This is a genomic window from Sphingomonas sp. SP2 (genome assembly GCF_058313385.1).
In genome coordinates, this window is the sequence record NZ_JBZFLD010000001.1 from 111,581 (window position 1) to 133,931 (window position 22,351).

The following is a 22,351-nucleotide window of genomic DNA, read 5'->3' on the forward strand; positions in this document are numbered from 1 at the left end:
TCCCCTTTCAACGGAGGGATCAGGATGCGGCGATCAGGCCGCGCCGTCCAGTATGGCGTCGATCTGCCGCGACACTTCCTCGACCGAGGCCATGCCGTCGACACGGGCCACCAGCCCGCGCGCTTCGTAATAAGGAAGGATCGGGGCGGTCTTGGCGCGATACTCCGCCATGCGGGTGCGCACGGTCGCCTCATTGTCGTCCGGGCGGCGCTTGAACTCGTGCCCGCCGCAGACGTCGCAGGTGTCCTGGATCTCGGTCGGCTTGAAGCGATCGTGATAGGGCGCGCTGCAGGTCGCGCAGGTGAAGCGTCCGGTGATCCGTTCGACCAGGGCTTCCTCGTCGACCTCGAGCTCGATCACGTGGCTCAGCGAACGGCCGCGCTCGCCGAGCAGGATGTCAAGTGCCTCGGCCTGATGCTGGGTCCGCGGGAAGCCATCGAAGATCGCGCCCTTGCCGTCGCTCTGATCGAGATGCTCGCCGATCAGCGCCGACACGATCGCGTCGCTGACGAGCTCGCCCGCTTCCATCACGGCCTTGGCCTTGATCCCGACAGGGGTGCCGGCCTTAACCGCGGCGCGCAGCATGTCGCCGGTCGAGAGCTGGACCATGCCGCGCTTTTCCACCAGCCGCTGGGCCTGGGTGCCCTTGCCCGCGCCGGGGGGGCCCAGAAGGATGATGTCCACGGCGAAACGCTCCCTGTTCGTGGCTGTTGTCACGGGCCTGTCACGGCCCGTCAAGCGTCAGCGGCGCGCCGGGCGCCCGCCCTTGAGCTTGGCCTTCTTGATGAGGTCGCCATACTGATGCGCGATCAGATGACCCTGGATCTGGCTGACCGTATCCATCGTCACGTTGACGACGATGAGCAGGCTGGTCCCGCCGAGATAGAACGGAATGCCGGCCTGGGTCACCGCAAACTCCGGAAGGAGGCAGATGATCGTCAGATAGGCAGCGCCGATGACCGTCAGCCGGGTCAGCAGGTGATCGAAATAGACTTCGGTCGCCTTGCCCGGGCGCACGCCGGGGATGAACCCGCCATGCTTCTTGAGGTTGTCGGCGGTCTCTTCCGAATTGAACTGCACCGAGGTGTAGAAGAAGCAGAAGAAGATGATGCCGAGCCCGTAGAGGGTCATGAACACCGGGCTGCCGTGCTGCAGGTAGGTCGACAGCGTGATCAGCCAGTCGGAACCGCCCTCGCCCGCCGGGGTCGCACCGGCCATCTGGATGACGGTCAGCGGCATCAGCAGCAGCGAGCTGGCGAAGATCGGCGGAATGACGCCCGCCGTGTTGATCTTGATCGGCAGGTGCGAACGCTCCTGCGCCATCATCCCGCGTGCCGTCGCGCGCTTGGGATACTGGATCAGCACGCGTCGCTGGGCGCGCTCCATGAAGCAGATGAAGAGGATGAGGCCGACCACCAGCACGATGATCAGGACGATCAGCAGCGGGTCGATGGTGTTGCTGCGGCCACCTTCGAGCAGCTGCGCGAGTGTTCGCGGAAGCGACGCGACGATGCCGGCCATGATGATCAGCGACACGCCATTGCCGATGCCGCGGCTGGTGATCTGCTCGCCGATCCACATCAGGAACAGCGTACCGCCGACGAGGCTGATGGTCGCGGCGACGCGGAACATGATGCCCGGGTCGACAACCGCCGGGATGCCCTGGTTGGCACCGAGGCCTTCAAGCCCGACGGCGATGAAATAGCCCTGCACCGTGGTCAGCGCGACCGTCAGGTAGCGGGTATATTGGTTGAGCCGCTTGCGGCCGGTCTCGCCCTCTTTCTTGAGGGCCATCCACGGGCCGTACATTGTCGCGCCGAGCTGCACGACGATCGACGCGGTGATGTAGGGCATGACGCCGAGCGCGATGATGCTCATCCGCGCCAGGCTGCCGCCCGAGAAGGTGTTGAAGAAGTCGAGGACGCCGCCGCGCTGCGTGTTGAACAGCTCGGTCATGGCGCGCGGGTCGATGCCCGGCATCGGCACGTGGCTGAGCAGCCGGAACAGGATCAGCGCACCGATCGTGAACCAGATGCGCTTCTTAAGCTCGGTCGCCTTCCCGAAACTGGAAAGGCTGATGTTCGAAGCCAGTTGCTCGGCTGCGGATGCCATGTCGTTTGTTCGTCCCTACCCCGAGCGGCCCATATAGGGGGCGGCGCTGCGGATGAAAGCTGTTCTCCTGCAAAAGCAGGAGCCCAGTCGCTTCTTCACCACGCGGGAAAGAACACTGGGCCCCGGCTTTCGCCGGGGAACAGTTACTTGGCGGCCTTGGCCTTGGCGGTGCCCTTCTTGGCCTTCGCCAGCTCGGCCGGATCCTTGCGCTCGATCACCTCGACGCTGCCGCCGGCCTTCTCGATCGCCTCGCGAGCGCCCTTGCTGACGCCGGCGACGCGGAAGTTCAGCTTGGCCGAATAGTCGCCCTTGCCGAGAATGCGGACGCCGTCCTTGCCGCCACGGGCAACGCCAGCCGCCTTGAGCGCGGCGTGATCGATGGTGCCATTGGCGTCGAGCGTGCCGGCATCGACAAGCTTCTGGATCGCGCCGAGGTTCACTTCGGCATGGTCACGCGCGAAGATGTTGTTGAAGCCACGCTTCGGCAGACGCATGTGGAGCGGCATCTGGCCGCCCTCGAAGCCCTTGATCGAGACGCCCGAGCGGCTCTTCTGGCCCTTCTGGCCGCGGCCACCGGTCTTACCGACACCCGAACCGATACCGCGGCCGACGCGGACTCGACCCTTGCGGGCACCGGGGTTGTCGCGGAGTTCGTTGAGCTTGATCGTCATGTTCTGCACTCGCTTTCGCTTTTGTCGCGCATCTGGCCCCCCACCGAGGCAGGAGGCCAGTCACTTGGTTTGAAATGGAAACGAGCCCCTGCACGAACAGGAGCTCGAAGCCAACTTACTTTTCGACGTTCACCAGATGCTGCACCTTGCGGATCTGGCCGAGGACCTCGGGGGTCTCCTCCACTTCCACGGTGCGGTGCATCTTGTTGAGGCCGAGACCGACCAGCGTCGCGCGCTGGGTCTTGTCGCGGCGGATCGGCGAACCCGTCTGGGTGATCTTGATGGTCGCCACGTCCATTACTCCGTGATGCTGTCAGCGGTAGCCTCGGCCTCCGCCTGGCTCGCGCCACCACGGCCGAGCAGGTCGGCGACCTTCTTGCCGCGACGCTGCGCCACCGAACGGGGGCTGGTCTGATCCTTGAGCGCCTCGAAGGTCGCACGGATCATGTTGTACGGGTTCGAGGTGCCGACCGACTTGGTCACCACGTCGGCCACGCCGAGGCTTTCGAAGATGGCGCGCATCGGGCCACCCGCGATGATCCCGGTACCCGCCGGAGCGGCACGGAGCGCCACGCGGCCAGCGCCGAAGTGGCCCTTGCCGTCATGGTGAAGCGTGCGGCCGTCGCGCAGCGGAACGCGGATCATGGCCTTCTTGGCCGCCGCGGTCGCCTTGCTGATGGCTTCCGGCACTTCGCGAGCCTTGCCATGGCCGAAGCCCGCACGACCCTTGCCGTCGCCGACCACGACCAACGCCGCGAAACCGAAGCGCTTACCGCCCTTCACGGTCTTCGAGACGCGGTTGATGTGAACCAGCTTCTCGATCAGCTCTTCGCCGCCGTCGTCGTCCTGGTTGCGGCCACCGCGACGATCGTCGCGACGCCCACGACCGCCGTCACGGCCACCCGGGCCACGACCACGGCCACCACGCGGACCGCGCGGACCACGGCCTTCCTGCGCCGGCTGGCCGGCGTCGGCGGCCTCGACCGCTGCACCCGCTTCGGGGTTGCCGGCCTGGGTCTGGGTTTCAGTCTCGTCAGCCATCATTAGAACTCCAGGCCGCCCTCACGGGCGGCATCGGCCAGGGCCTTGACCCGACCATGGAAGAGGAAGCCACCGCGGTCGAACACGACCCGGTCCACACCAGCGGCCTTGGCGCGCTCGGCAAGAGTCTTGCCGACGGTCGCGGCCGCGTCCTTGGTGGCGCCACCCGAAGCCTTCAGGTCCTTGTCGAGCGTCGAGGCGGACGCGACGGTCCGGCCAGCGGCGTCGTCGATGACCTGCGCATAGATGTGGCGACCCGAACGGTGCACCGACAGCCGCGGCTTGCCCGACGCGCGGGCCTTGAGCGCCGTGCGCACGCGGCGCCGGCGGCGGTCGAAGAGGGAAAGCTTGGCCATTACTTCTTCTTCCCTTCCTTGCGGAAGATGAACTCGCCGCGGTACTTGATGCCCTTGCCCTTGTACGGCTCGGGCTTGCGCCAGCGACGGATCTCGGCGGCCACCTGGCCGACCTTCTGCTTGTCGATGCCGGTGATCTCGACCGTGTTGGGGTCGGGAGTCTTGACGTCGATGCCTTCCGGGATCGCGTAGTTCACGTCGTGGCTGTAGCCGAGCTGCAGGCGCAGGTTCTTGCCCTGGGCCGCGGCGCGGTAGCCGACGCCGGTGATCTCGAGCACCTTGGTGAAGCCCTCGGTCACGCCAGTGACGAGGTTCAGCACGTTGGTGCGCTGCATGCCCCACGCCGCGCGCGAACGCTGGCTGTCGTTGACCGGCTGCACGCTGATCTGACCGTCCTCGATCGAGGTGCGGACCAGGTCGTCGAGAACCTTCATCGACAGGGTGCCCTTGGGGCCCTTGACGCTGAGGGTCTGGCCCTCGAGGCTCGCCGTCACGCCGGCCGGAACCGGGACCGGCTTTTTGCCGATACGGGACATCTTAGAACACCTCCGCCAGGACTTCGCCACCGACGTTCTGCTCACGCGCTTCCGCATCGGAAAGCACGCCGCGCGGCGTCGAGACGATGGTCATGCCAAGGCCGTTGCGGACCCGCGGCAGCTCACGGGCGCCCGAATAGACCCGGCGACCGGGCTTCGAGACGCGCGCCAGATGCTGGATCGCCGGCTGGCCTTCGAAATACTTCAGTTCGATCCGCAGGCCCTTCTGGCCCGCCAGCTCCTCTTCCGAGTAGCCACGGATGTAGCCTTCACGCTGAAGCACGTCGAGGACGTGAGCGCGCAGCTTGGAAGCCGGCGTCAGGACGCTGTCCTTCTTCGCCTGCTGGCCGTTGCGGATACGGGTGAGCATATCACCCAGGGGATCGGTCATCGCCATGTTGCGGTGTCCTTACCAGCTCGACTTCGTGAGACCGGGAATGAGGCCCTTATTGCCCATTTCCCGAAGCATCACGCGCGATAGACGGAACTTGCGGTAGTAAGCGCGGGAACGTCCCGTCAGCTCGCACCGATTACGGATACGGGTCGGATTGCCGTTACGCGGCAGCTCCGCCATCTTCAGCCGGGCAATCAGACGCTCCGTCTCGTCGCGGCTCTCGTCATTCGCGAGGGCCTTCAGCTTGGCGTACTTGGCCGCCTGCTTTGCGACGAGCTTCTTCCGACGCTCGTTCTTGTTGATGGAACTCAGTTTCGCCATGACTTAAGTTCTCCTACCGGCCTCAGGCCGCCTGCTTCTGGCTGTCGGCGTCCGCCGGGAACGGGAAGTTGAAGAGACGCAGCAGCTCGCGCGCTTCCTCGTCGGTCTTCGCCGTGGTGGTAACGATGATGTCCATGCCCCGGACCTTGTCGATCTGGTCATATTCGATCTCGGGGAACACAATCTGCTCCTTGAGACCCATCGCATAGTTGCCGCGACCATCGAAGCTCTTCGGGTTCAGGCCGCGGAAGTCGCGGACACGCGGAAGAGCAATGGTCACGAGACGGTCGAGGAACTCGTACATGCGCTCGCGGCGAAGGGTGACCTTGCAACCGATCGGCATGCCTTCACGCAGCTTGAACTGCGCGATCGACTTCTTCGCCTTGGTGATCACCGGCTTCTGGCCGCTGATCGCCTGCATCTCGGCCGCAGCGGCCTCGACCTTCTTCTTGTCTTGGGTCGCTTCGCCAACGCCCATGTTGATGACGATCTTCTCGAGGCGCGGGACTTCGAGCTGGTTCTTGTAACCAAACTTCTCGGTCATCGCCTTGACGATGCGCTCGTCATAATCCTTCCGCAGGCGCGGAGTGTAAGCCTGCTCAGCCATTGATCAGCTCCCCGGACTTGGCCGCGACGCGGACCTTCTTGCCGTCACGCTCTTCGAAGCGAACGCGGGTCGCCTTGCCCGTCTTCGGGTCGGCGATCGCGACCTTCGAGATGTGCAGCGGCGCTTCCTTGCGCTCCAGACCGCCCTGCGGGGCAGCCTGGGTCGGCTTCTTGTGGCGGACGGCGACGTTGACGCCGCTCACCACGACCTTCTGTTCCTTGGGCATGGAGCGCACGACCTCACCGGTCTTGCCCTTGTCCTTGCCCGAGAGGACGACGACCTTGTCGCCCTTCTTGATCTTCGCGGCGGCCATTACAGCACCTCCGGCGCGAGGCTGATGATCTTCATGTGCTTCTTGGCGCGCAGTTCGCGCACCACCGGCCCGAAGATACGGGTGCCGATCGGCTCCTCGTTCTTGTTGACCAGCACGGCGGCATTGCTGTCGAAGCGGATCACCGAGCCGTCGGGACGGCGGATGTCCTTGGCGGTGCGAACGATGACGGCGCGATGCACGTCACCCTTCTTCACGCGGCCCTTCGGAGCAGCTTCCTTGACGGAAACGACGATGATGTCGCCGACGCCAGCGGTACGACGCTTCGAGCCACCGAGCACCTTGATGCACATGACTCGCTTGGCACCGCTGTTGTCCGCGACGTCGAGGTTGGACTGCATCTGGATCATGGGTCTATCCTATCCTTGACCAGAGCCGCTCAGACGTTGGCCGCTTCGGCCAGGTCGGAGGCCTTCGCCTCGCCGACCAGCCCGGCAACGGTCCAGGTCTTGAGCTTCGAAACCGGCGCGCATTCTTCGATGCGAACCTGCTGACCCACCGAATAGGCATTCGCCTCGTCGTGGGCATGATACTTCTTCGACAGCTTGATGATCTTGCCGTACAGCGGGTGCTTAACCCGCCGCTCGACACGGACCACCACGGTCTTGTCACCCTTGTCGGACACCACGGTGCCGGTGAGGACGCGCTTTGGCATCTCTTACTCTCCTCAGCCCTGCGCCGGAGCGCTCTTCGAGCGCTGGCCCTGCAGGGTCTTGATGCGGGCGATGGTCCGGCGGACCTCACGCACGCGGCTCGGCTTCTCAAGCTGGTTGGTCGCCGCCTGGAAGCGCAGGTTGAACTGCTCGCGCTTCAGCTCGGAGAGCTGGGTCGAAAGCTGGTCGTCGGTCTTCACCGACAGGTCGTCACGCTTCGCCATGGTCAGTCGGCCTCAACCAGGGTTTCGCCAAGGCGGGCAACCACCTTGACTTTGATGGGGAGCTTTTCCGCCGCACGCTCGAAAGCGGTCTTGGCGAGCGGACCGGGAACGCCGTCCAGCTCGAACAGGATGCGACCCGGCTTCACGCGGGCGACCCAATATTCGGGCGCACCCTTACCCGAGCCCATGCGGACTTCGGCGGGCTTGCTCGACACCGGGAGGTCCGGGAAGATGCGGATCCACAAGCGCCCCTGGCGCTTGATGTGGCGGGTGATCGCGCGGCGGGCCGCTTCGATCTGACGGGCGGTGATCCGCTCCGGCTCCATGGCCTTCAGGCCGAAGGCGCCGAAGTTGAGCTCGGTGCCACCCTTGGCATTGCCATGGATGCGGCCCTTGAAGGCCTTGCGGAACTTGGTGCGCTTAGGCTGCAACATTGGTTCTGTTCCTTACCGGCGCCGGTCGTCGTCACGCGCGGGGCGGACGCCGGAAGTCTGCGCTTCCATCATCAGGCGGTCCTGAGCCAGCGGGTCGTGGCCGAGGATCTCACCCTTGAACACCCAGACCTTGACGCCGCACACGCCATAAGCGGTGTGGGCCTGGGCCTCGGCATAGTCGACATTGCCGCGCAGCGTGTGCAGCGGCACACGGCCTTCGCGATAACGCTCCGAGCGGGCGATTTCAGCGCCGCCGAGACGACCGCCGCATTCGATACGAATGCCTTCCGCACCGAGGCGAAGGGCCGACTGAACGGCGCGCTTCATGGCGCGGCGGAACGCGATACGACGCTCCAGCTGGTCGGCGATGCCCTGCGCAACGAGGCGCGCATCGACTTCCGGCTTGCGGATCTCGACGATGTTGAGGCTGACTTCCGAACCCGTCATCTTCGACAGGGTTTTCTTCAGCTTCTCGATGTCGGTGCCCTTCTTGCCGATGATCACGCCGGGGCGCGCGGCATAGACGGACACGCGGCACAGCTTCGCCGGACGCTCGATGACCACCTTGGAGATCGCGGCCTGCGGCAGCGTCTTCATGATGTACTGGCGGATCTTGAGATCCTCCAGCAGCAGGCGACCATAGTCCTGGCCTTCCGCGAACCAGCGGCTGTCCCAGGTACGGTTGATCTGCAGCCGAAGGCCGATCGGATTGCTCTTCTGACCCATTAGGCTTCTTCCTGCTCGCGAACGACGACGCGGATGCGGCTGAACGGCTTGACGATGCGGCTCGAACGACCACGCGCACGGGTCGCGAAACGCTTCATCGAGATCGACTTGCCGACGCTCGCCTCGGCGACGACGAGGGCGTCGACATCGAGGTTGTGGTTGTTCTCGGCGTTGGCGACGGCCGACGCGAGGACCTTGTACACATCCTCGCTCATGCCCTTCGGGCTGAACTTCAGGATGTTGAGCGCTTCCTCGACCTTGCGGCCACGGATGAGCTGCGCCACCAGGTTCAGCTTGCGGGCCGAACCACGGATGGTGTTGCCGACGGCGAGCGCTTCCTTGTCGCCCACCTTGCGGGGTGCTGCCACCTTGCCCATTAGCGCTTGCCCTTCTTGTCGGCCGCGTGACCCGGGAAGTACCGGGTCGGAGCGAACTCGCCGAGCTTCATGCCGACCATGTCCTCGTTGACCGAGACGGGCACGAACTTGCGACCGTTGTAGACGTTGAAGGTCAGGCCGACGAACTGCGGCAGGATGGTCGAGCGACGCGACCAGGTCTTGATCGGCGCGCGGCCACCATTCTCCTGGGCCGTCTCGGCCTTCTTCAGGAGCGACAGCTCGACGAACGGACCCTTCCAGACGGAACGAGCCATCTCTTAGCCCTTCTTCTTCGCGTGACGGCTACGGATGATGAACTTGTCCGTTGCCTTGTTGTGACGGGTGCGGGCACCCTTGGTCGGCTTGCCCCACGGGGTGACCGGGTGACGGCCGCCCGAGGTCCGGCCTTCACCACCACCGTGCGGGTGGTCGACCGGGTTCTTGGCGACACCGCGGGTCAGCGGGCGACGGCCCAGCCAGCGGGTACGACCGGCCTTGGCCAGCGTCTGGTTGCCGTTGTCCGGGTTGGACACCGCACCGACGGTCGCCATGCAGTCCGAGCGGATGTAGCGCTGCTCGCCCGAGTTCAGGCGAACGATGACCATGCCCTTGTCGCGGCCGACCACCTGCACATAGGTGCCGGCGGCGCGAGCGATCTGACCACCCTTGCCCGGCTTCATCTCGACGTTGTGGACAATGGTGCCGACCGGCATCTGGCCGATCTCCATCGCATTGCCCGGCTTCACGTCGACCTTCTTGCCGGCGACGACCTTGTCGCCCGGCGCGAGGCGCTGCGGAGCGAGGATGTAGGCCTGCTCGCCGCCCTCGTAGGTCACCAGCGCGATGAACGCCGACCGGTTGGGATCATATTCGATCCGCTCGACGGTCGCGGTGACGTCCCAGGTCCGACGCTTGAAGTCGATGATCCGGTACTTCTGCTTGTGGCCGCCCGCGATGCCGCGGCTGGTCACATGGCCCTTGTTGTTGCGGCCACCGGTCTTGCGCTTGCCTTCGGTCAGCGCCTTGACCGGCTTGCCCTTCCAGAGCGCCGACTTGTCGACGAGGATCAGGCCACGGCGGGCCGGGCTCGTCGGCTTATATGCTTTGAGTGCCATCGGTCCTTAGATCCCGCTCGTGATGTCGATCGGGTCCTGGCCCGGAGCCAGGGTCACGATCGCCTTCTTCTCGTCCGAACGCTGATAGGGCTTGCCCTTCCAGCGCTTCGACTTGCCCTTGGTGACCAGGGTGTTCACGTTGGCAACCTTGCGGTTGAACAGCGCTTCGACCGCCGCCTTGATCTGCGGCTTGCTGGCGTCGCCCGCCACCTTGAACACGACCGCATTATGCTCGGAGAGCAGGGTCGTCTTCTCGGTGATGTGGGGACCACGGATCACGTCATAGTGGCGGATGTCGACCGCCTCGGTGGTTGGCTTCTTAGCCATTGAACCGGGCCTCCAGCTTCTCGACCGCGGCCTTGGTCAGGACCAGGGTCTCGTGGCGCATGATGTCGTAGACGTTGGCGCCCACTGCCGGCAGCAGGTTGACACCGACGAGGTTGGACGAGGCGTGCGCGAAGCTGACGTTCAGCGCGTCGCCGTCGATCACCAGCGCGGTCTTGCCAAAGCCGAGCTTGCCCAGCTTTTCGACCAGCGTCTTGGTCTTGCCTTCGGCGACATCGAGATTGTCGAGGACGATCAGCTGACCGCCCTGCGCCTTGCTCGACAGCGCCATCTTCAGGCCGAGCGCACGAACCTTCTTGTTCAGCGACAGCGTGAACAGACGGGCACGCGGGCCGTGGGCCTTGCCGCCGCCGATGAAGATCGGGGCGCGGCGATCGCCGTGACGAGCGGTACCGCCGCCCTTCTGGCGACCGAACTTCTTGCCGGTGCGGGCAACGTCCGACCGCTCGCGGGCGGCACGGGCCATCCCGCGACGATTGGCGAGCTGCCAGGTGACGACGCGATGCAGGATATCGGCGCGCGGCTCGACACCGAACACGGCGTCATTGAGCTCGACGTTGCCGCTCCCGCTGGCGTCGAGGGTCTTGACTTCGACCTTCATCGCTTAGCCTTCCGTGCTCTCGTCGGTGGCCGGCGCATTGTCCGTCACCTGAGCGTCGTTGTTCTGGGGAGCCGAAGCGGCGGCACGGAGGCCGGCCGGATACGGCGCATTCTCGTTGCGGGCGAGCTTGACCGAGTCCTTGACGGTCAGCCAGCTGCCCTTGTGACCGGGCACCGAGCCCTTCACGAACAGCAGGCCACGCTCGACGTCCGTGCGGACGATCTCGAGGTTCTGCTGAGTGCGGTTGCGGGCGCCCATGTGGCCGGCCATCTTCTTGTTCTTGAAGACGCGGCCCGGGTCCTGGCGGTTACCGGTCGAACCGTGCGAACGGTGCGAGACGGAAACGCCGTGGGTGGCGCGAAGACCACCGAAGCCCCAGCGCTTCATGGCGCCGGCGAAGCCCTTACCCTGGGTGACACCCGAGATGTCGACCATCTGGCCTTCGATGAAGTGGTCGGCCGAGATTTCGGCGCCGACGTCGAGGAGCGCATCCTCGGCAACGCGGAACTCGACAACCTTCGCCTTGGGCTCGACCTCGGCCTTGCCAAAGGCCGCCCGCTGCGGCTTGTTGACATTCTTGGCCTTGGCCACGCCCGCGCCGAGCTGGACGGCGGTATAGCCATCCGAGTCCGCTTCGCGACGGCCGACAACCTGGACGCCTTCGAGCTGGAGAACCGTCACGGGAACGTGACGTCCGTCCGCCTGGAACAGGCGGGTCATTCCAACCTTCTTGGCGATCACGCCGGTGCGCATGATCTTGCACTCCTCACAGAGGCCTAACCCGTTACCGGGAGAGGCATGCAGCCCGTGAAAAAATGCGTCGGCCCCGCCTGGGCTATTCCCGCGGTTAGGCGGGAAGCGGGGGACGCAGACCGGGCAACCTCCAGAAGAGGCCTCCCGCGGTATCCCGTAATTGTTGGCGTAGCAGGATCGCTAGAGAAGCGATTCAACCGCCACGCCGTGGCCCTTAGGCCAGTTTGATCTCGACGTCCACCCCGGCGGCAAGATCAAGTTTCATCAAAGCATCGACCGTCTGCGGGGTCGGCTGCACGATGTCGAGCAGGCGCTTGTAGGTGCGGACCTCGAACTGCTCGCGCGACTTCTTGTCGACGTGCGGCGAACGGTTGACGGTGAACTTCTCGATGCGGGTCGGAAGCGGAATCGGACCACGGATGAGGGCACCGGTGCGACGGGCGGTGTCGGCAATGTCGCCGGTCGCCTGGTCGAGCACGCGGTGATCGAAGGCTTTCAGACGAATCCGGATGTTCTGAGTTTCCATGGGTTCCACTACCGATTGCAAAGAGCCGCTGGGTTGTCGCCAACCCAAGAAAACATGAGGCCGCACCCGACTAGTCCCGGTTTCCCGGGTCGGACGACCCCAACGCTGAAACTTGTTGGCAGGAACGAATCCCCGCCGGTGGAGGCGCCTCTACAGAGGACGGAGGGGGGAATCAAGCCCTCGGGACCCAGGTCGGGACCCGCCCCTCGGCCGGGATCGGCTGTGTCACCGGATCGAAGGGGTGACTTCCGGTAATAGATCCGCCCTATTCCCTCCTGATTCTGATGTCCGGGCCTCTCCCATTTGGGATTGCGTCGGCTGCCGGACTGGCAAGGGGGAGGAGATGGTCTGGGGAATGAGCCTGCCGTCGACGTTCGGCGAGTTCTGGCCAAACGGCGAGTTCGAGGGTCCTGACAAGGGCGACCTTCCGCCTTGGTTGGACCGCCTGCGGCTCCATTATCTCGCCCAACCCCCGGAGGAGCAGCGTCGACTCTACGACCAAGGCGACGAGCATGTGGGGCATGGCGCGGGCAATTACCCCTTCCACGTCGCAGCAAAGTTCAAGCAGGAGCAGGGAACGCGTGCCAAGGTCGAAGGCCCCCCGCTCGGCGCGATCGAGCCACACGAACCTCCGCACTCCTTCGTCACCGGGAAGAGCTACGAACAGCTCGGCTCGTTCATCGCCCTGAACTATGGCCTCGTCGCGGTCGAGACAGGCCTGAAGGAGGTCATCGAGCGATTCGAACCGGGGCGGCACCACTTCTTTCCCATCGAGATTCGGATGCCGCGGGGCCGGGTTTTTCCCGTCGGCTATCACGTGCTCGTCGTCGGCCGCTTCCTGAACGCCTTCGTTCCGGACGAGAGCAAGAGCGGGTCGTGGTCGGGCTTCGGGCCCGACTATCCGGACACTTACGCCTTCACCGACAAGGCTGCCGGAGTAAGGGGCCTGGCGATGTCGGAAGCGAGGTTCGGCGACGCCCATCTGTGGCGCGAACGAAGCTTCACCAATATCTTGTTCTGCCTGTCGGACGAACTTCAAGGGGCTATCGTCGACGCGGGGCTGCGCCTGCCGAAGCATTTCCCGATGCGGCAGGTCCCGTAATTCCTCGCCGCGAAGGGTAAGCCCGCCTCAGAAGGAACGCTGCCACCGTCGGTCGCGCGCGATGCCGGCGAGGTGCTGGTGACGCGCGATCCAGCGGATCCGGCGGATCGGGAGCGCGGTCGCGGTGGCATCGAAGAAGATCTTGAGGACCCTTTGCCCGCTCACGACCTCCCGCCTCTCCGCCAGGCTAAAGGGCGGCCTGCCCCTCCCCCGTCTCCAGCAGGCGTTCTTCGCGATAGATGGCCCATCCCGCCAGGAACAGTCCGCCCACCACCGGGCCGACCACGACCCCGCTGAGGCCGAAGGCGGCGATTCCGCCGAGCGTGGTGACGAGCACCAGCCAGTCGGGGATTCCGGTGTCGCGACCGACCAGGATCGGGCGCAGCACATTGTCGGCCATGCCGATGACCAGCGCGCCCGATACGATGACCACGATCCCCTGCCAGATCGCGCCGGTCAGCAGCAGGTAGCCGGCGATCGGCACCCACACCAGGGCCGGGCCGACCGCAGGCAGGAGCGAGACGATCGCCATCAGCACGCCCAGAAGGACGGCGGACGGGAAGCCGACGATCCAGAAGGTGATGGTGCCGAGCAGGCCCTGCACCAGGCCGACGACCACCGAACCCTTGATCGTCGCGCGGATGGTCGCGACGAAGCTGCTGGCCAGGTGATCGGCCGAGCGCGCATCGAGCGGGAGCGTCTCCTTGACCCTCGCCCCGATGCGCTCCCCGTCGCGCAGCAGGAAATAGGTGACGTAAAGCCCGACCGCGAACACCAGCAGCGAGGTGAAGGCGTTGCCGCCGATCTGCAGCGCCTGCTTGGCGATGACCGTCAGGCTATCGCGGACGATCGCCGTGACGCGCTCCTGGATGACCGCGAAATTGCCGTAGCCCGAGCCCTCGATGATCTGCTGCAGCCGTGCGGGCAGACGGCCCTGGACCTGCTCGAAATAGCGCGCGGCGTCGAACTGCCCGGCCTTCACCGCCTCGTAGATCTGCAGCGCCTGGCCGACGATGACGTCACCGATGGCGATGGCCGGCACGATCACCGCGACGAAGATCACTAATAGGGTCGCGATGGCCGCGCGATTTGCCCCGCCGTTCATCCGCACCAGCATCCAGCGGTAGAGCGGCTGGAACATGATCGCCGCGAGGATCGCCCAAAGCAAAGCCGAGGCGAACGGCCAGGCGACATAGCCGAAGGCCAGCGTGATCAGGACCAGGAAGAGATGAAAGCCGCTGCGCTCGGTCGCCCCGGGCATTCTCGATTCCGGCATTCCACTCCCCCAGCTCGCGGCCCATTTTCACGGACTGATAGAGGATTTGCTACCGAACGGAAGCCGCGGGCGGACCGACCCCGGCCCGAGCACCAGACACAAAAAACCCGGAGCCTCTTTCGAGACCCCGGGTCTTTCGCGTCAGGATCAGCGCCCGAAGGCGCCGATGCTTACTTGGTGATGGTGCCCACCACGCCGGCGCCGACGGTGCGGCCGCCTTCGCGGATGGCGAAACGCAGACCCTGGTCCATCGCGATCGGAGCGATCAGCTTGACGCCGAGGGTGACGTTGTCGCCCGGCATGACCATCTCAGTGCCCTCGGGGAGGGTCACTTCGCCGGTCACGTCGGTGGTGCGGAAGTAGAACTGCGGACGATAGTTGGCGAAGAACGGCGTGTGACGGCCACCCTCGTCCTTCGACAGCACGTACACTTCGGCCGAGAAGTCGGTGTGCGGAGTGATCGAGCCCGGCTTGCAGAGAACCTGACCACGCTCGACTTCGTCACGAGCGACGCCACGGATCAGCGCACCGATGTTGTCGCCGGCCTGGCCCTGGTCGAGCAGCTTGCGGAACATTTCGACGCCGGTGACGACGGTCTTCTTGGTGTCCTTGATGCCGACGATCTCGACTTCCTCGCCAACCTTGACGATGCCGGTCTCGACGCGGCCGGTCACGACGGTGCCGCGGCCCGAGATCGAGAACACGTCTTCGATCGGCATCAGGAACGGCTTGTCGAGCGGACGCTCCGGCTGCGGGATCCAGTCGTCGACGGCCTGCATCAGCTTCAGGATGGCCTGCTCGCCGATCTCGGCGTTGCTGTCCTCGAGGACCGCGAGGGCCGAACCGGCGACGATCGGAATGTTGTCGCCGTCGAAGCCACGCTTCGAGAGCTCTTCACGGATTTCCAGCTCGACGAGTTCGAGCAGCTCGGGATCGTCAACCTGGTCGACCTTGTTGAGGAAGACGACCATGGTCGGAACGCCGACCTGCGCCGCGAGCAGGATGTGCTCCTTGGTCTGCGGCATCGGGCCGTCGGCGGCCGAGACCACCAGGATCGCGCCGTCCATCTGCGCCGCGCCGGTGATCATGTTCTTCACATAGTCGGCGTGGCCCGGGCAGTCGACGTGGGCATAGTGACGGTTGGCCGTCTCATACTCGACGTGCGCGGTCGAGATGGTGATGCCGCGCTCACGCTCTTCCGGAGCCTTGTCGATGTTCGCGAAGTCAACCGCGACGCCGCCGCCATTCTTGGCCAGCACCTTGGTGATCGCTGCAGTGAGCGAGGTCTTGCCATGGTCGACGTGACCGATGGTGCCGATGTTCACGTGCGGCTTGTTCCGCTCGAATTTCGCCTTCGCCATTTTACGCCTCTTCTTGGAAAGTAATGCTCTGGGCCCGCTCGCCCGATTGCGAGCGCGCCCTTAGCGTCAAAATTTGAGTTACGCCAGCTTCGCCTTGACCTCGTCCGCAACGTTCTGCGGGACTTCGTCATAGTGCGAGAACTGCATCGAGTACTGAGCGCGTCCCTGGGTGAAGGAACGCAGCTGGTTCACGTAGCCGAACATGTTGGCCAGCGGGACCATGGCTTCGACCACCTGGGCATTGCCCCGGCTGTCGGTGCCCTGGATCTGGCCACGGCGGCTGTTGATGTCGCCGATCACGTCGCCGAGATAATCCTCGGGGGTGACCACCTCGACCTTCATCACCGGCTCGAGCAGCGTGATCCCGGCCTTCTGAGCCGCTTCGCGCATCGCACCGCGGGCGGTGATTTCGAACGCCAGCGCCGACGAGTCGACGTCATGGTAGGCACCGTCATACAGCACGATGTCGAAGTCGATGATCGGGAAGCCGACCAGCGATCCCGTGGCCGCCGTCTCGCGGAAGCCCTTTTCGATCGCGGGGATATATTCCTTCGGAATGTTACCGCCCTTGATCTCGTCCTTGAAGACGATGCCAGCGCCACGCTCGCCCGGGGTCAGCTTGACCTTGACGCGGCCGAACTGGCCGGTGCCGCCCGACTGCTTCTTGTGGGTGTAGTCGATGTCGACCGGCTTCTTCAGATATTCGCGATACGCGACCTGCGGAGCGCCGACATTGGCCTCGACCTTGAACTCGCGCTTCATGCGATCGACCAGGATCTCGAGGTGGAGTTCGCCCATCCCCTTGATGATGGTCTGGCCGCTCTCGTGGTCGGTGGTGACGCGGAACGAGGGATCCTCGGCGGCCAGGCGGTTGAGGGCGACGCCCATCTTCTCCTGGTCGGCCTTGGTCTTCGGCTCCACCGCGACCTCGATGACCGGCTCCGGGAACTCCATGCGCTCGAGCACGATCGGCTTGGCCGGGTCGCACAGCGTGTCGCCGGTGGTGGTCTCCTTGAGGCCCGCGATCGCGACGATGTCGCCCGCACGCGCCTCATCGATGTCCTCACGCGAGTTCGCGTGCATGAGGAGCATACGGCCGATCTTTTCCTTCTTGTCCTTTACCGAGTTCAGGTAGCTGCCCTTGGTCAGCGTGCCCGAATAGATGCGGGTGAAGGTCAGCGAGCCGACGAACGGATCGTTCATGATCTTGAACGCCAGCGCCGAGAAGGGCGCGTCGTCCGACGCCGGACGGCTGTCGGCTTCCTCGGTGCCCGGCTTGACGCCTTCGACCGCCGGAATGTCGAGCGGGCTCGGCAGATAGTCGATCACGGCGTCGAGCAGCGGCTGGACGCCCTTGTTCTTGAACGCCGAGCCGCAGACGATCGGAACGAAGTCCATCGCCAGCGTGCCCTTGCGGATCAGCTTCTTGAGCGTGGCCGTGTCCGGCTCGTTACCCTCGAGATAGGCTTCCATCGCCGCGTCGTCCTGCTCGACGGCGATTTCGATCAGGTCGCTGCGATACTTGGCGGCCTTTTCCTTCAGGTCGTCCGGGATCTCCTGATATTCGAACTTCGCGCCCAGCGACTCTTCGAGCCAGATGATCGCGCGGTTGTTGACCAGGTCGACCAGGCCCTTGAAGCCACCCTCGATGCCGATCGGAAGATAAAGAACGGCCGGACGGGCGCCGAGGCGCTCGATGATCGTGTTGACGCAATAATAGAAATCGGCGCCGGTGCGGTCGAGCTTGTTGATGAAGCACATCCGCGGAACCTTGTACTTGTCCGCCTGGCGCCACACGGTTTCCGACTGCGGCTCGACGCCGGCAACGCCGTCGAAGCAGGCGACCGCGCCGTCGAGCACGCGCAGCGAACGCTCGACTTCAATCGTGAAGTCGACGTGGCCGGGCGTGTCGATGATGTTGATCAGATGCTCGGGGCCCTGACCGTCCTCGGCCTTCCACTTGCAGGTGGTGGCAGCCGACGTGATCGTGATCCCGCGCTCCTGCTCCTGCTCCATCCAGTCCATGGTGGCGGTGCCTTCGTGCACTTCGCCGATCTTGTAGGACTTGCCGGTGTAATAAAGGATGCGCTCGGTCGTCGTCGTCTTTCCGGCGTCGATGTGCGCCATGATGCCGATGTTACGGTAACGCTCGAGCGGATGGCTGCGGGCCATGATCGTCAGTTCCTTAGCAATGTGGGGAAAGGCCAGCGGCCCTCTCCCACGATATAGGTGTTTGTTTTACCAGCGGTAGTGGCTGAAGGCGCGGTTCGCTTCGGCCATGCGGTGCGTGTCTTCGCGCTTCTTGACCGCGTTGCCACGGTTCTGCGCGGCATCCATCAGCTCACCCGACAGGCGGGCGGCCATGGTCTTCTCGCTGCGGGCACGGGCGGCACCGATCAGCCAGCGGATCGCCAGCGCCTGGGCGCGGACGTCGCGGACCTCGACCGGAACCTGGTAGGTCGCACCGCCGACGCGGCGGCTGCGGACCTCGATGCCCGGCTTCACATTGTTGAGCGCGTCATGGAACACGCCGAGCGGCTCGCGCTTCAGGCGGGTCTCGACGACCTCGAGGGCACCGTAGACGATGCTCTCGGCGACCGACTTCTTGCCGTCGAGCATGATGTTGTTCATGAACTTCGACAGGGTGATGTCACCGAACTTCGGGTCCGGCAGGATCTCGCGCTTCTCTGGGCGACGACGACGGGACATAGGATATTCCTTCTTGAGCAGCGCGCCCGCTCGATCGAGCGGCGCGGCCGACGATCAGCTTACTTGGGCCGCTTGGCGCCATACTTGGAGCGCGACTGACGCCGGTCCTTGACGCCCTGCGTGTCGAGCACGCCGCGAAGCACGTGGTAGCGCACACCCGGAAGGTCGCGCACACGGCCGCCACGGATCAGGACCACCGAGTGCTCCTGAAGGTTGTGGCCTTCGCCCGGAATGTAGCTGATGACTTCGCGCTGGTTGGTCAGGCGGACCTTGGCCACCTTGCGAAGCGCCGAGTTCGGCTTCTTCGGGGTCGTGGTATAGACACGGGTGCAGACGCCGCGCTTCTGCGGGTTCTGCTCCATTGCAGGGACCTTGCTCTTGGCCTTCTGCGGCTCGCGACCCTTGCGGATCAGCTGGTTGATCGTTGGCATGAAGCCCTTCACCTTGTGGTTGCCGGAAAACCCGGCGGTTACTTTGGCCGTTCAAGCGCGAAGGCCGGCCGACCCGAAGGCCGCCGGCCATCCCGCATAGTAACAAGCGCAATGTTCAGCTCTGTCCGCTACAGGCACGTGACCGGAAACGGACGAGCGGCCCCTTACCGCCGACCCCCGTGGAGGTCAACCGGCCTGCGTCTTGCGGCCGAACACCGGACGCGCCGTTGCGACGGGCTGCGGAGGCGCGCTGGGGACAGCCACGCCCGAGTCCGGACCGCCGTCCTTGCGACTGAGATAGCGAGCGAGCGCGGCATCGGGATCGAAGCCCGATTCGGCCGCCGTCTCCGGCGCTTTCGAAGGGCCAGGGAAGCCGGCGGAGCGGGCCCCCCATCCCTCCTGGCGATCCGCCCCGCCCATCGCGACCGCAGCCTCGCCCACGGCCGCCACATGCGCCGCGTGCATCATCGCAAGGAGATGCGCCGAGCCGCCCGGGGGCAGTTCGAGCATCTTAAGCGACAGTCGGAGCCGCCGCGATCCGAACAGCCCGCCATCGCATTTCACGACGAGATTCTCGGTCTGCGAGACCGGGATGATCCCGTAATAGCGCACGGTATAGACCTCGACGTCGATGCTCTGGACTTCGCTCCAGTCGACCTCCTCGACCTTGCCCCAGGTGCGCCGGAGCCGGACTCCTGCCCCGTCGAAGGCGAGCGCCGGCGTGTCGCTCATCGAATCGAGGGCGACCTTGATCGCGGCCACCCCGCAGACGAGGGCGATCGCGAGCGTGAACCAGTCCGAATCCGCGTCCGACACGTAGGACCAGCCCATGAACAGCGCGATCGCGCCGCTGACCAGCCCGGCCACCGCCGCCTTGCCCGCGCGATAATGAAACTTGTGCATGGTGCCCCCTCTCTCGCGGGAGAGGTTAGGCGAACGGCCCTACCAAAAATCTAACGCGCCGCAGCGGCCGGGACCACCTCGCCGCGCGCCATCACGAAGTCGACCGTCTTGAGCACCTTCACGTCCGCCAGCGGGTCGCCGGCGACCGCGATGAGGTCGGCGCTCTTGCCGGGTTCGATCGTCCCGACCTCCGCCGACAGGCCGAGCAGATCGGCGGCATTGACGGTTGCGGCCTTGATCGCCTCCATCGGCGGCATGCCATACTTCACCAGCAGCTCGAACTCGTCGGCGTTGCGGCCGTGCTTCGAGACTCCGGCGTCGGTGCCGAAGGCGATCCTCACGCCGGCCGGATAGGCCTTGGCGAGGCTCTGCCCGGTGATCCCGATCCGCCAGTCGATCTGCTTCTTCACCGCCGGCGGATAGGCATTGGGATCCTTGGCCAGCCGCTCGAGATAGCCATTCACCGTCGACAGGGTCGGGACATAATAGGCCCCGCTCTGCCTGAAGAGGCGGATCACCTCCGCGTCCATCTCCGTCCCATGCTCGATCGAGTCGGCCCCGTTGCGCAGCGCGAGCTTGATCCCTTCCTTGCCATGGGCGTGGACCGCGACCTTCTTGCCATAGGCATGGGCGGTCCGGATCAGCGCCGCGGCCTCGTCCTGCTCCATCCGCGTCAGGAGGCCGGTCCCGCTATTGACCCCGCCGGTGGTCGCGATCTTGATGACGTCCGCGCCGCGGCTGACCTGCAACCGCACCGCGCGGCGGCAGTCGTCGGGTCCGTCGCACAGGTGGTGCGTCGACTGGTGCGCATCCATCGCGTCGTTGAGCCCGTTGCGCGAATCCATGTGGCCGCCGCTGGTCGAGATCGACTGGCCCGCCGAAACGATCCGCGGCCCCATCACCCAACCCCGAGCGATGGCGTCACGATAGGCAAGCGAGGTCCCGCTCTCCCCGTCCCCGAGATTGCGGACGGTGGTGAAGCCCGCCCGGAGCGTCTTCATTCCATTCATCTGGGTTTCGAAGGCGCTCATCGGCACGCTGTCGGTGATTGACGCCAGCAGCCCCTCGTTCCCCGCCCGGTCGCTGTCGAGATGGACGTGGCTGTCGATCAGTCCCGGCAGCACCGTCCGGTCCCTGAGGTCGATGAGTTTCCCTTGTGCTGGCTGGAAGCCGTCGCTGACGCTGACGATCCGGCCGCCGTCGACGATGATCGTCGACGGTCCCCGAACCCCCTGTCCCGGCACCGCGATCAGCCGGCCGGCGTGAATGGTGACGGGCGCGGCGCTCGCCGCCCCGCAGGCCGCAAGCGCCGCCACTCCAACCAGAAAACGTCCCGTCATACCCTGCCCCCGGTTCAGTCTGCCCTTGGGGGCAGCCTATCGCGGGCAGGGCGTCAGGCAAGCGCTACTCGGTGGTCTTGCCGTCCCACTCGTCATTGTCGTGGTCGCGCTCGGCCTGCTCCTTGGTCTTGTGCACGACCTTGTCCTTGTGCTCGGGCGGACCGTAGAGCGTGTAGAATTGCAGCGGCTCCTCGCCGGTATTCTTCACATTGTGGCGCGCGCCCGCGGGCACGATCACCGCGAAATCATCCTCGACCTTGTAGTCGACGCCATCGATGACGACCACGCCTTCGCCTTCTTCGAAACGGAAGAACTGGTCCCGGTCCTCGTGGGTCTCCTCGCCGATCTCCTCGCCCGGCGCGAGGCTCATCAGCACCAGCTGCAGATGCTCGCCCGTGTAGAGGACGCGGCGGAAGTCGTTGTTGGCGATCGTCGCCTCTTCGATGTCCGCGCAATAACCCTTCTTGGACGTGGTAGTCTCGCTCACTTGATCTTCTCCAGCGAATTGAGGTGCTTCTGAACCACGCCGGTCACCTTGGCGGCATGGTCCTTGAGCGGCCCGGCGGGCGCGCTCGCGAGATACGCATTCACTTTGGTCAGCGTGTCCTGGTGACCCGCCTTCTGGTCGGCGAGATAGAGCCGGTCGAACTCGGCGCCGCTCGCCGCCTTGAGCGCGTCGAGCTTCGCCTGCTGCTCGGCCGGAAGCATGGTCGGGACCGGGATACCCGCGGTGCCCGCAGCGGTCTTCAGCTCGGCCGACGACGTGCCATGCTCGTCGATCATCATCTGAGCGAAGGTCTTGAGCGACGGCAGGGTCGCCTTCGACTGCGCAAGCTTGCTGCTCTCGATCTCGAACATGTCGCTGGCGGCGGCGTTCTGGACATAGGCCTGGTCGGCCGTCGCGGCGGCGGTCCCGGCCATGTTGCCCGTGCCCATGTTATCGATGGGGGCTTCGTCGGTCACGCCCTGCGTCTGGTTGTTCGAGACGCTGGTACCTGACTGCTTGCAGGCGCCGAGCGCGAGGGAGCCGAGCGCAACCGCGGTGAGAAGCTTGTTCATGATGAGACGCCCTTACTGCTGAGAACAAGGCGCCAACCCGGCAAGGG

General features: G+C 65.1%; 34 protein-coding genes. 1 reads left to right on the top strand and 33 read right to left on the bottom strand.

The genetic code is table 11. The annotated features are described in order from the left end of the window. Positions 1-33 precede the first annotated feature (33 nt). The 23 genes from AC4GYU_RS00590 to rpsJ all read right to left on the bottom strand — a co-directional run bounded on the left by AC4GYU_RS00590 (position 34) and on the right by rpsJ (position 12,123). A complete protein-coding gene (locus tag AC4GYU_RS00590) occupies positions 34-684 on the bottom strand; it encodes an adenylate kinase (protein WP_491084978.1) in 651 nt (216 codons plus the stop codon). A 57-nt stretch (positions 685-741) separates the two neighbouring features. Beyond that, the gene (gene secY, locus AC4GYU_RS00595) at positions 742-2,112 is read right to left on the bottom strand and encodes a preprotein translocase subunit SecY (protein WP_491084979.1); all 1,371 of its coding nucleotides are present in this window, start codon (positions 2,110-2,112) and stop codon (positions 742-744) included. Positions 2,113-2,255: 143 nt separating this feature from the next. Further along, positions 2,256-2,777: a 50S ribosomal protein L15 gene (gene rplO / locus AC4GYU_RS00600; protein ID WP_491086857.1), complete on the bottom strand. Its 522-nt coding sequence runs from the start codon at positions 2,775-2,777 to the stop codon at positions 2,256-2,258. 121 nt (positions 2,778-2,898) lie between these two features. Then, positions 2,899-3,075 carry a 50S ribosomal protein L30 gene (gene rpmD, locus AC4GYU_RS00605; protein WP_491084980.1) on the bottom strand — a complete coding sequence of 59 codons (177 nt, stop codon included), beginning with the start codon at positions 3,073-3,075 and terminating at the stop codon, positions 2,899-2,901. Positions 3,076-3,080: 5 nt separating this feature from the next. Beyond that, on the bottom strand, positions 3,081-3,824 hold the full coding sequence (gene rpsE, locus AC4GYU_RS00610) for a 30S ribosomal protein S5 (protein WP_491084981.1): 744 nt from the start codon (positions 3,822-3,824) through the stop codon (positions 3,081-3,083). A 2-nt stretch (positions 3,825-3,826) separates the two neighbouring features. Beyond that, a complete protein-coding gene (gene rplR / locus AC4GYU_RS00615) occupies positions 3,827-4,180 on the bottom strand; it encodes a 50S ribosomal protein L18 (RefSeq protein ID WP_491084982.1) in 354 nt (117 codons plus the stop codon). Continuing rightward, a complete protein-coding gene (gene rplF / locus AC4GYU_RS00620) occupies positions 4,180-4,716 on the bottom strand; it encodes a 50S ribosomal protein L6 (protein ID WP_491084983.1) in 537 nt (178 codons plus the stop codon). Before rplF ends, rplR begins: the two co-directional genes overlap by 1 nt. Before the next feature lies 1 nt (position 4,717). Beyond that, positions 4,718-5,113 (bottom strand): 30S ribosomal protein S8, encoded by a 396-nt coding sequence (gene rpsH, locus AC4GYU_RS00625; protein ID WP_029941092.1) that lies wholly within the window; start codon positions 5,111-5,113, stop codon positions 4,718-4,720. 12 nt (positions 5,114-5,125) lie between these two features. Then, positions 5,126-5,431, bottom strand: coding sequence for a 30S ribosomal protein S14 (gene rpsN / locus AC4GYU_RS00630; RefSeq protein ID WP_491084984.1), 306 nt, complete (start codon positions 5,429-5,431; stop codon positions 5,126-5,128). A gap of 22 nt (positions 5,432-5,453) precedes the next feature. Then, positions 5,454-6,038 (bottom strand): 50S ribosomal protein L5, encoded by a 585-nt coding sequence (gene rplE, locus AC4GYU_RS00635; protein WP_491084985.1) that lies wholly within the window; start codon positions 6,036-6,038, stop codon positions 5,454-5,456. Beyond that, positions 6,031-6,351 (bottom strand): 50S ribosomal protein L24, encoded by a 321-nt coding sequence (gene rplX / locus AC4GYU_RS00640; RefSeq protein WP_491084986.1) that lies wholly within the window; start codon positions 6,349-6,351, stop codon positions 6,031-6,033. The genes rplE and rplX overlap by 8 nt, the downstream gene beginning before the upstream one ends. Continuing rightward, a complete protein-coding gene (rplN, locus tag AC4GYU_RS00645) occupies positions 6,351-6,719 on the bottom strand; it encodes a 50S ribosomal protein L14 (protein WP_029941096.1) in 369 nt (122 codons plus the stop codon). Before rplN ends, rplX begins: the two co-directional genes overlap by 1 nt. A 29-nt stretch (positions 6,720-6,748) precedes the next feature. Then, on the bottom strand, positions 6,749-7,024 hold the full coding sequence (gene rpsQ / locus AC4GYU_RS00650; protein ID WP_029941097.1) for a 30S ribosomal protein S17: 276 nt from the start codon (positions 7,022-7,024) through the stop codon (positions 6,749-6,751). 12 nt (positions 7,025-7,036) lie between these two features. Continuing rightward, positions 7,037-7,246 (bottom strand): 50S ribosomal protein L29, encoded by a 210-nt coding sequence (gene rpmC, locus AC4GYU_RS00655; RefSeq protein WP_491084987.1) that lies wholly within the window; start codon positions 7,244-7,246, stop codon positions 7,037-7,039. A gap of 2 nt (positions 7,247-7,248) precedes the next feature. Beyond that, entirely contained in the window at positions 7,249-7,680 is a 432-nt protein-coding gene (gene rplP / locus AC4GYU_RS00660) for a 50S ribosomal protein L16 (RefSeq protein WP_264883245.1), read from the bottom strand. Between the two features lie 12 nt (positions 7,681-7,692). Further along, on the bottom strand, positions 7,693-8,406 hold the full coding sequence (gene rpsC, locus AC4GYU_RS00665) for a 30S ribosomal protein S3 (RefSeq protein WP_344709254.1): 714 nt from the start codon (positions 8,404-8,406) through the stop codon (positions 7,693-7,695). Next, a complete protein-coding gene (gene rplV, locus AC4GYU_RS00670) occupies positions 8,406-8,783 on the bottom strand; it encodes a 50S ribosomal protein L22 (RefSeq protein WP_037504408.1) in 378 nt (125 codons plus the stop codon). Before rplV ends, rpsC begins: the two co-directional genes overlap by 1 nt. Then, a complete protein-coding gene (gene rpsS / locus AC4GYU_RS00675) occupies positions 8,783-9,058 on the bottom strand; it encodes a 30S ribosomal protein S19 (RefSeq protein WP_029941102.1) in 276 nt (91 codons plus the stop codon). Before rpsS ends, rplV begins: the two co-directional genes overlap by 1 nt. A 3-nt stretch (positions 9,059-9,061) precedes the next feature. Continuing rightward, a complete protein-coding gene (gene rplB / locus AC4GYU_RS00680; RefSeq protein ID WP_491084988.1) occupies positions 9,062-9,898 on the bottom strand; it encodes a 50S ribosomal protein L2 in 837 nt (278 codons plus the stop codon). Positions 9,899-9,904: 6 nt separating this feature from the next. Then, positions 9,905-10,225 carry a 50S ribosomal protein L23 gene (locus tag AC4GYU_RS00685; RefSeq protein ID WP_491084989.1) on the bottom strand — a complete coding sequence of 107 codons (321 nt, stop codon included), beginning with the start codon at positions 10,223-10,225 and terminating at the stop codon, positions 9,905-9,907. Further along, entirely contained in the window at positions 10,218-10,844 is a 627-nt protein-coding gene (gene rplD / locus AC4GYU_RS00690; RefSeq protein ID WP_491084990.1) for a 50S ribosomal protein L4, read from the bottom strand. Before rplD ends, AC4GYU_RS00685 begins: the two co-directional genes overlap by 8 nt. 3 nt (positions 10,845-10,847) lie before the next feature. Continuing rightward, positions 10,848-11,597 (bottom strand): 50S ribosomal protein L3, encoded by a 750-nt coding sequence (gene rplC / locus AC4GYU_RS00695; protein WP_491084991.1) that lies wholly within the window; start codon positions 11,595-11,597, stop codon positions 10,848-10,850. Between the two features lie 214 nt (positions 11,598-11,811). Then, entirely contained in the window at positions 11,812-12,123 is a 312-nt protein-coding gene (gene rpsJ, locus AC4GYU_RS00700) for a 30S ribosomal protein S10 (RefSeq protein WP_028969184.1), read from the bottom strand. Between the two features lie 355 nt (positions 12,124-12,478). On the opposite strand from rpsJ, the gene AC4GYU_RS00705 reads away from it, so the two are divergent. Continuing rightward, a complete protein-coding gene (locus tag AC4GYU_RS00705) occupies positions 12,479-13,225 on the top strand; it encodes an imm11 family protein (RefSeq protein WP_491084992.1) in 747 nt (248 codons plus the stop codon). 27 nt (positions 13,226-13,252) lie between these two features. Here the strand turns inward: AC4GYU_RS00705 and AC4GYU_RS00710 are convergent, their stop codons facing one another. The 10 genes from AC4GYU_RS00710 to AC4GYU_RS00755 all read right to left on the bottom strand — a co-directional run bounded on the left by AC4GYU_RS00710 (position 13,253) and on the right by AC4GYU_RS00755 (position 22,304). Continuing rightward, on the bottom strand, positions 13,253-13,390 hold the full coding sequence (locus AC4GYU_RS00710; protein WP_491084993.1) for a hypothetical protein: 138 nt from the start codon (positions 13,388-13,390) through the stop codon (positions 13,253-13,255). A 22-nt stretch (positions 13,391-13,412) separates the two neighbouring features. Continuing rightward, entirely contained in the window at positions 13,413-14,501 is a 1,089-nt protein-coding gene (locus tag AC4GYU_RS00715; RefSeq protein ID WP_491084994.1) for an AI-2E family transporter, read from the bottom strand. 170 nt (positions 14,502-14,671) lie between these two features. After that, positions 14,672-15,862, bottom strand: coding sequence for an elongation factor Tu (gene tuf / locus AC4GYU_RS00720; RefSeq protein ID WP_491084995.1), 1,191 nt, complete (start codon positions 15,860-15,862; stop codon positions 14,672-14,674). A gap of 78 nt (positions 15,863-15,940) precedes the next feature. Next, on the bottom strand, positions 15,941-18,034 hold the full coding sequence (fusA, locus tag AC4GYU_RS00725; protein ID WP_491084996.1) for an elongation factor G: 2,094 nt from the start codon (positions 18,032-18,034) through the stop codon (positions 15,941-15,943). Positions 18,035-18,100: 66 nt separating this feature from the next. Further along, complete coding sequence (gene rpsG / locus AC4GYU_RS00730) at positions 18,101-18,571, bottom strand: 30S ribosomal protein S7 (RefSeq protein ID WP_491084997.1); 471 nt, start codon at positions 18,569-18,571, stop codon at positions 18,101-18,103. Positions 18,572-18,630: 59 nt separating this feature from the next. Further along, positions 18,631-19,002, bottom strand: coding sequence for a 30S ribosomal protein S12 (rpsL, locus tag AC4GYU_RS00735; protein ID WP_028969180.1), 372 nt, complete (start codon positions 19,000-19,002; stop codon positions 18,631-18,633). Positions 19,003-19,188: 186 nt separating this feature from the next. After that, positions 19,189-19,905, bottom strand: coding sequence for a hypothetical protein (locus AC4GYU_RS00740; protein ID WP_491084998.1), 717 nt, complete (start codon positions 19,903-19,905; stop codon positions 19,189-19,191). 50 nt (positions 19,906-19,955) lie between these two features. Next, complete coding sequence (locus tag AC4GYU_RS00745; RefSeq protein ID WP_491084999.1) at positions 19,956-21,245, bottom strand: metal-dependent hydrolase family protein; 1,290 nt, start codon at positions 21,243-21,245, stop codon at positions 19,956-19,958. 64 nt (positions 21,246-21,309) lie between these two features. Continuing rightward, the gene (locus tag AC4GYU_RS00750; protein ID WP_491085000.1) at positions 21,310-21,732 is read right to left on the bottom strand and encodes a cupin domain-containing protein; all 423 of its coding nucleotides are present in this window, start codon (positions 21,730-21,732) and stop codon (positions 21,310-21,312) included. Continuing rightward, complete coding sequence (locus AC4GYU_RS00755; RefSeq protein WP_491085001.1) at positions 21,729-22,304, bottom strand: DUF4142 domain-containing protein; 576 nt, start codon at positions 22,302-22,304, stop codon at positions 21,729-21,731. The genes AC4GYU_RS00750 and AC4GYU_RS00755 overlap by 4 nt, the downstream gene beginning before the upstream one ends. Positions 22,305-22,351: the final 47 nt, after the last annotated feature.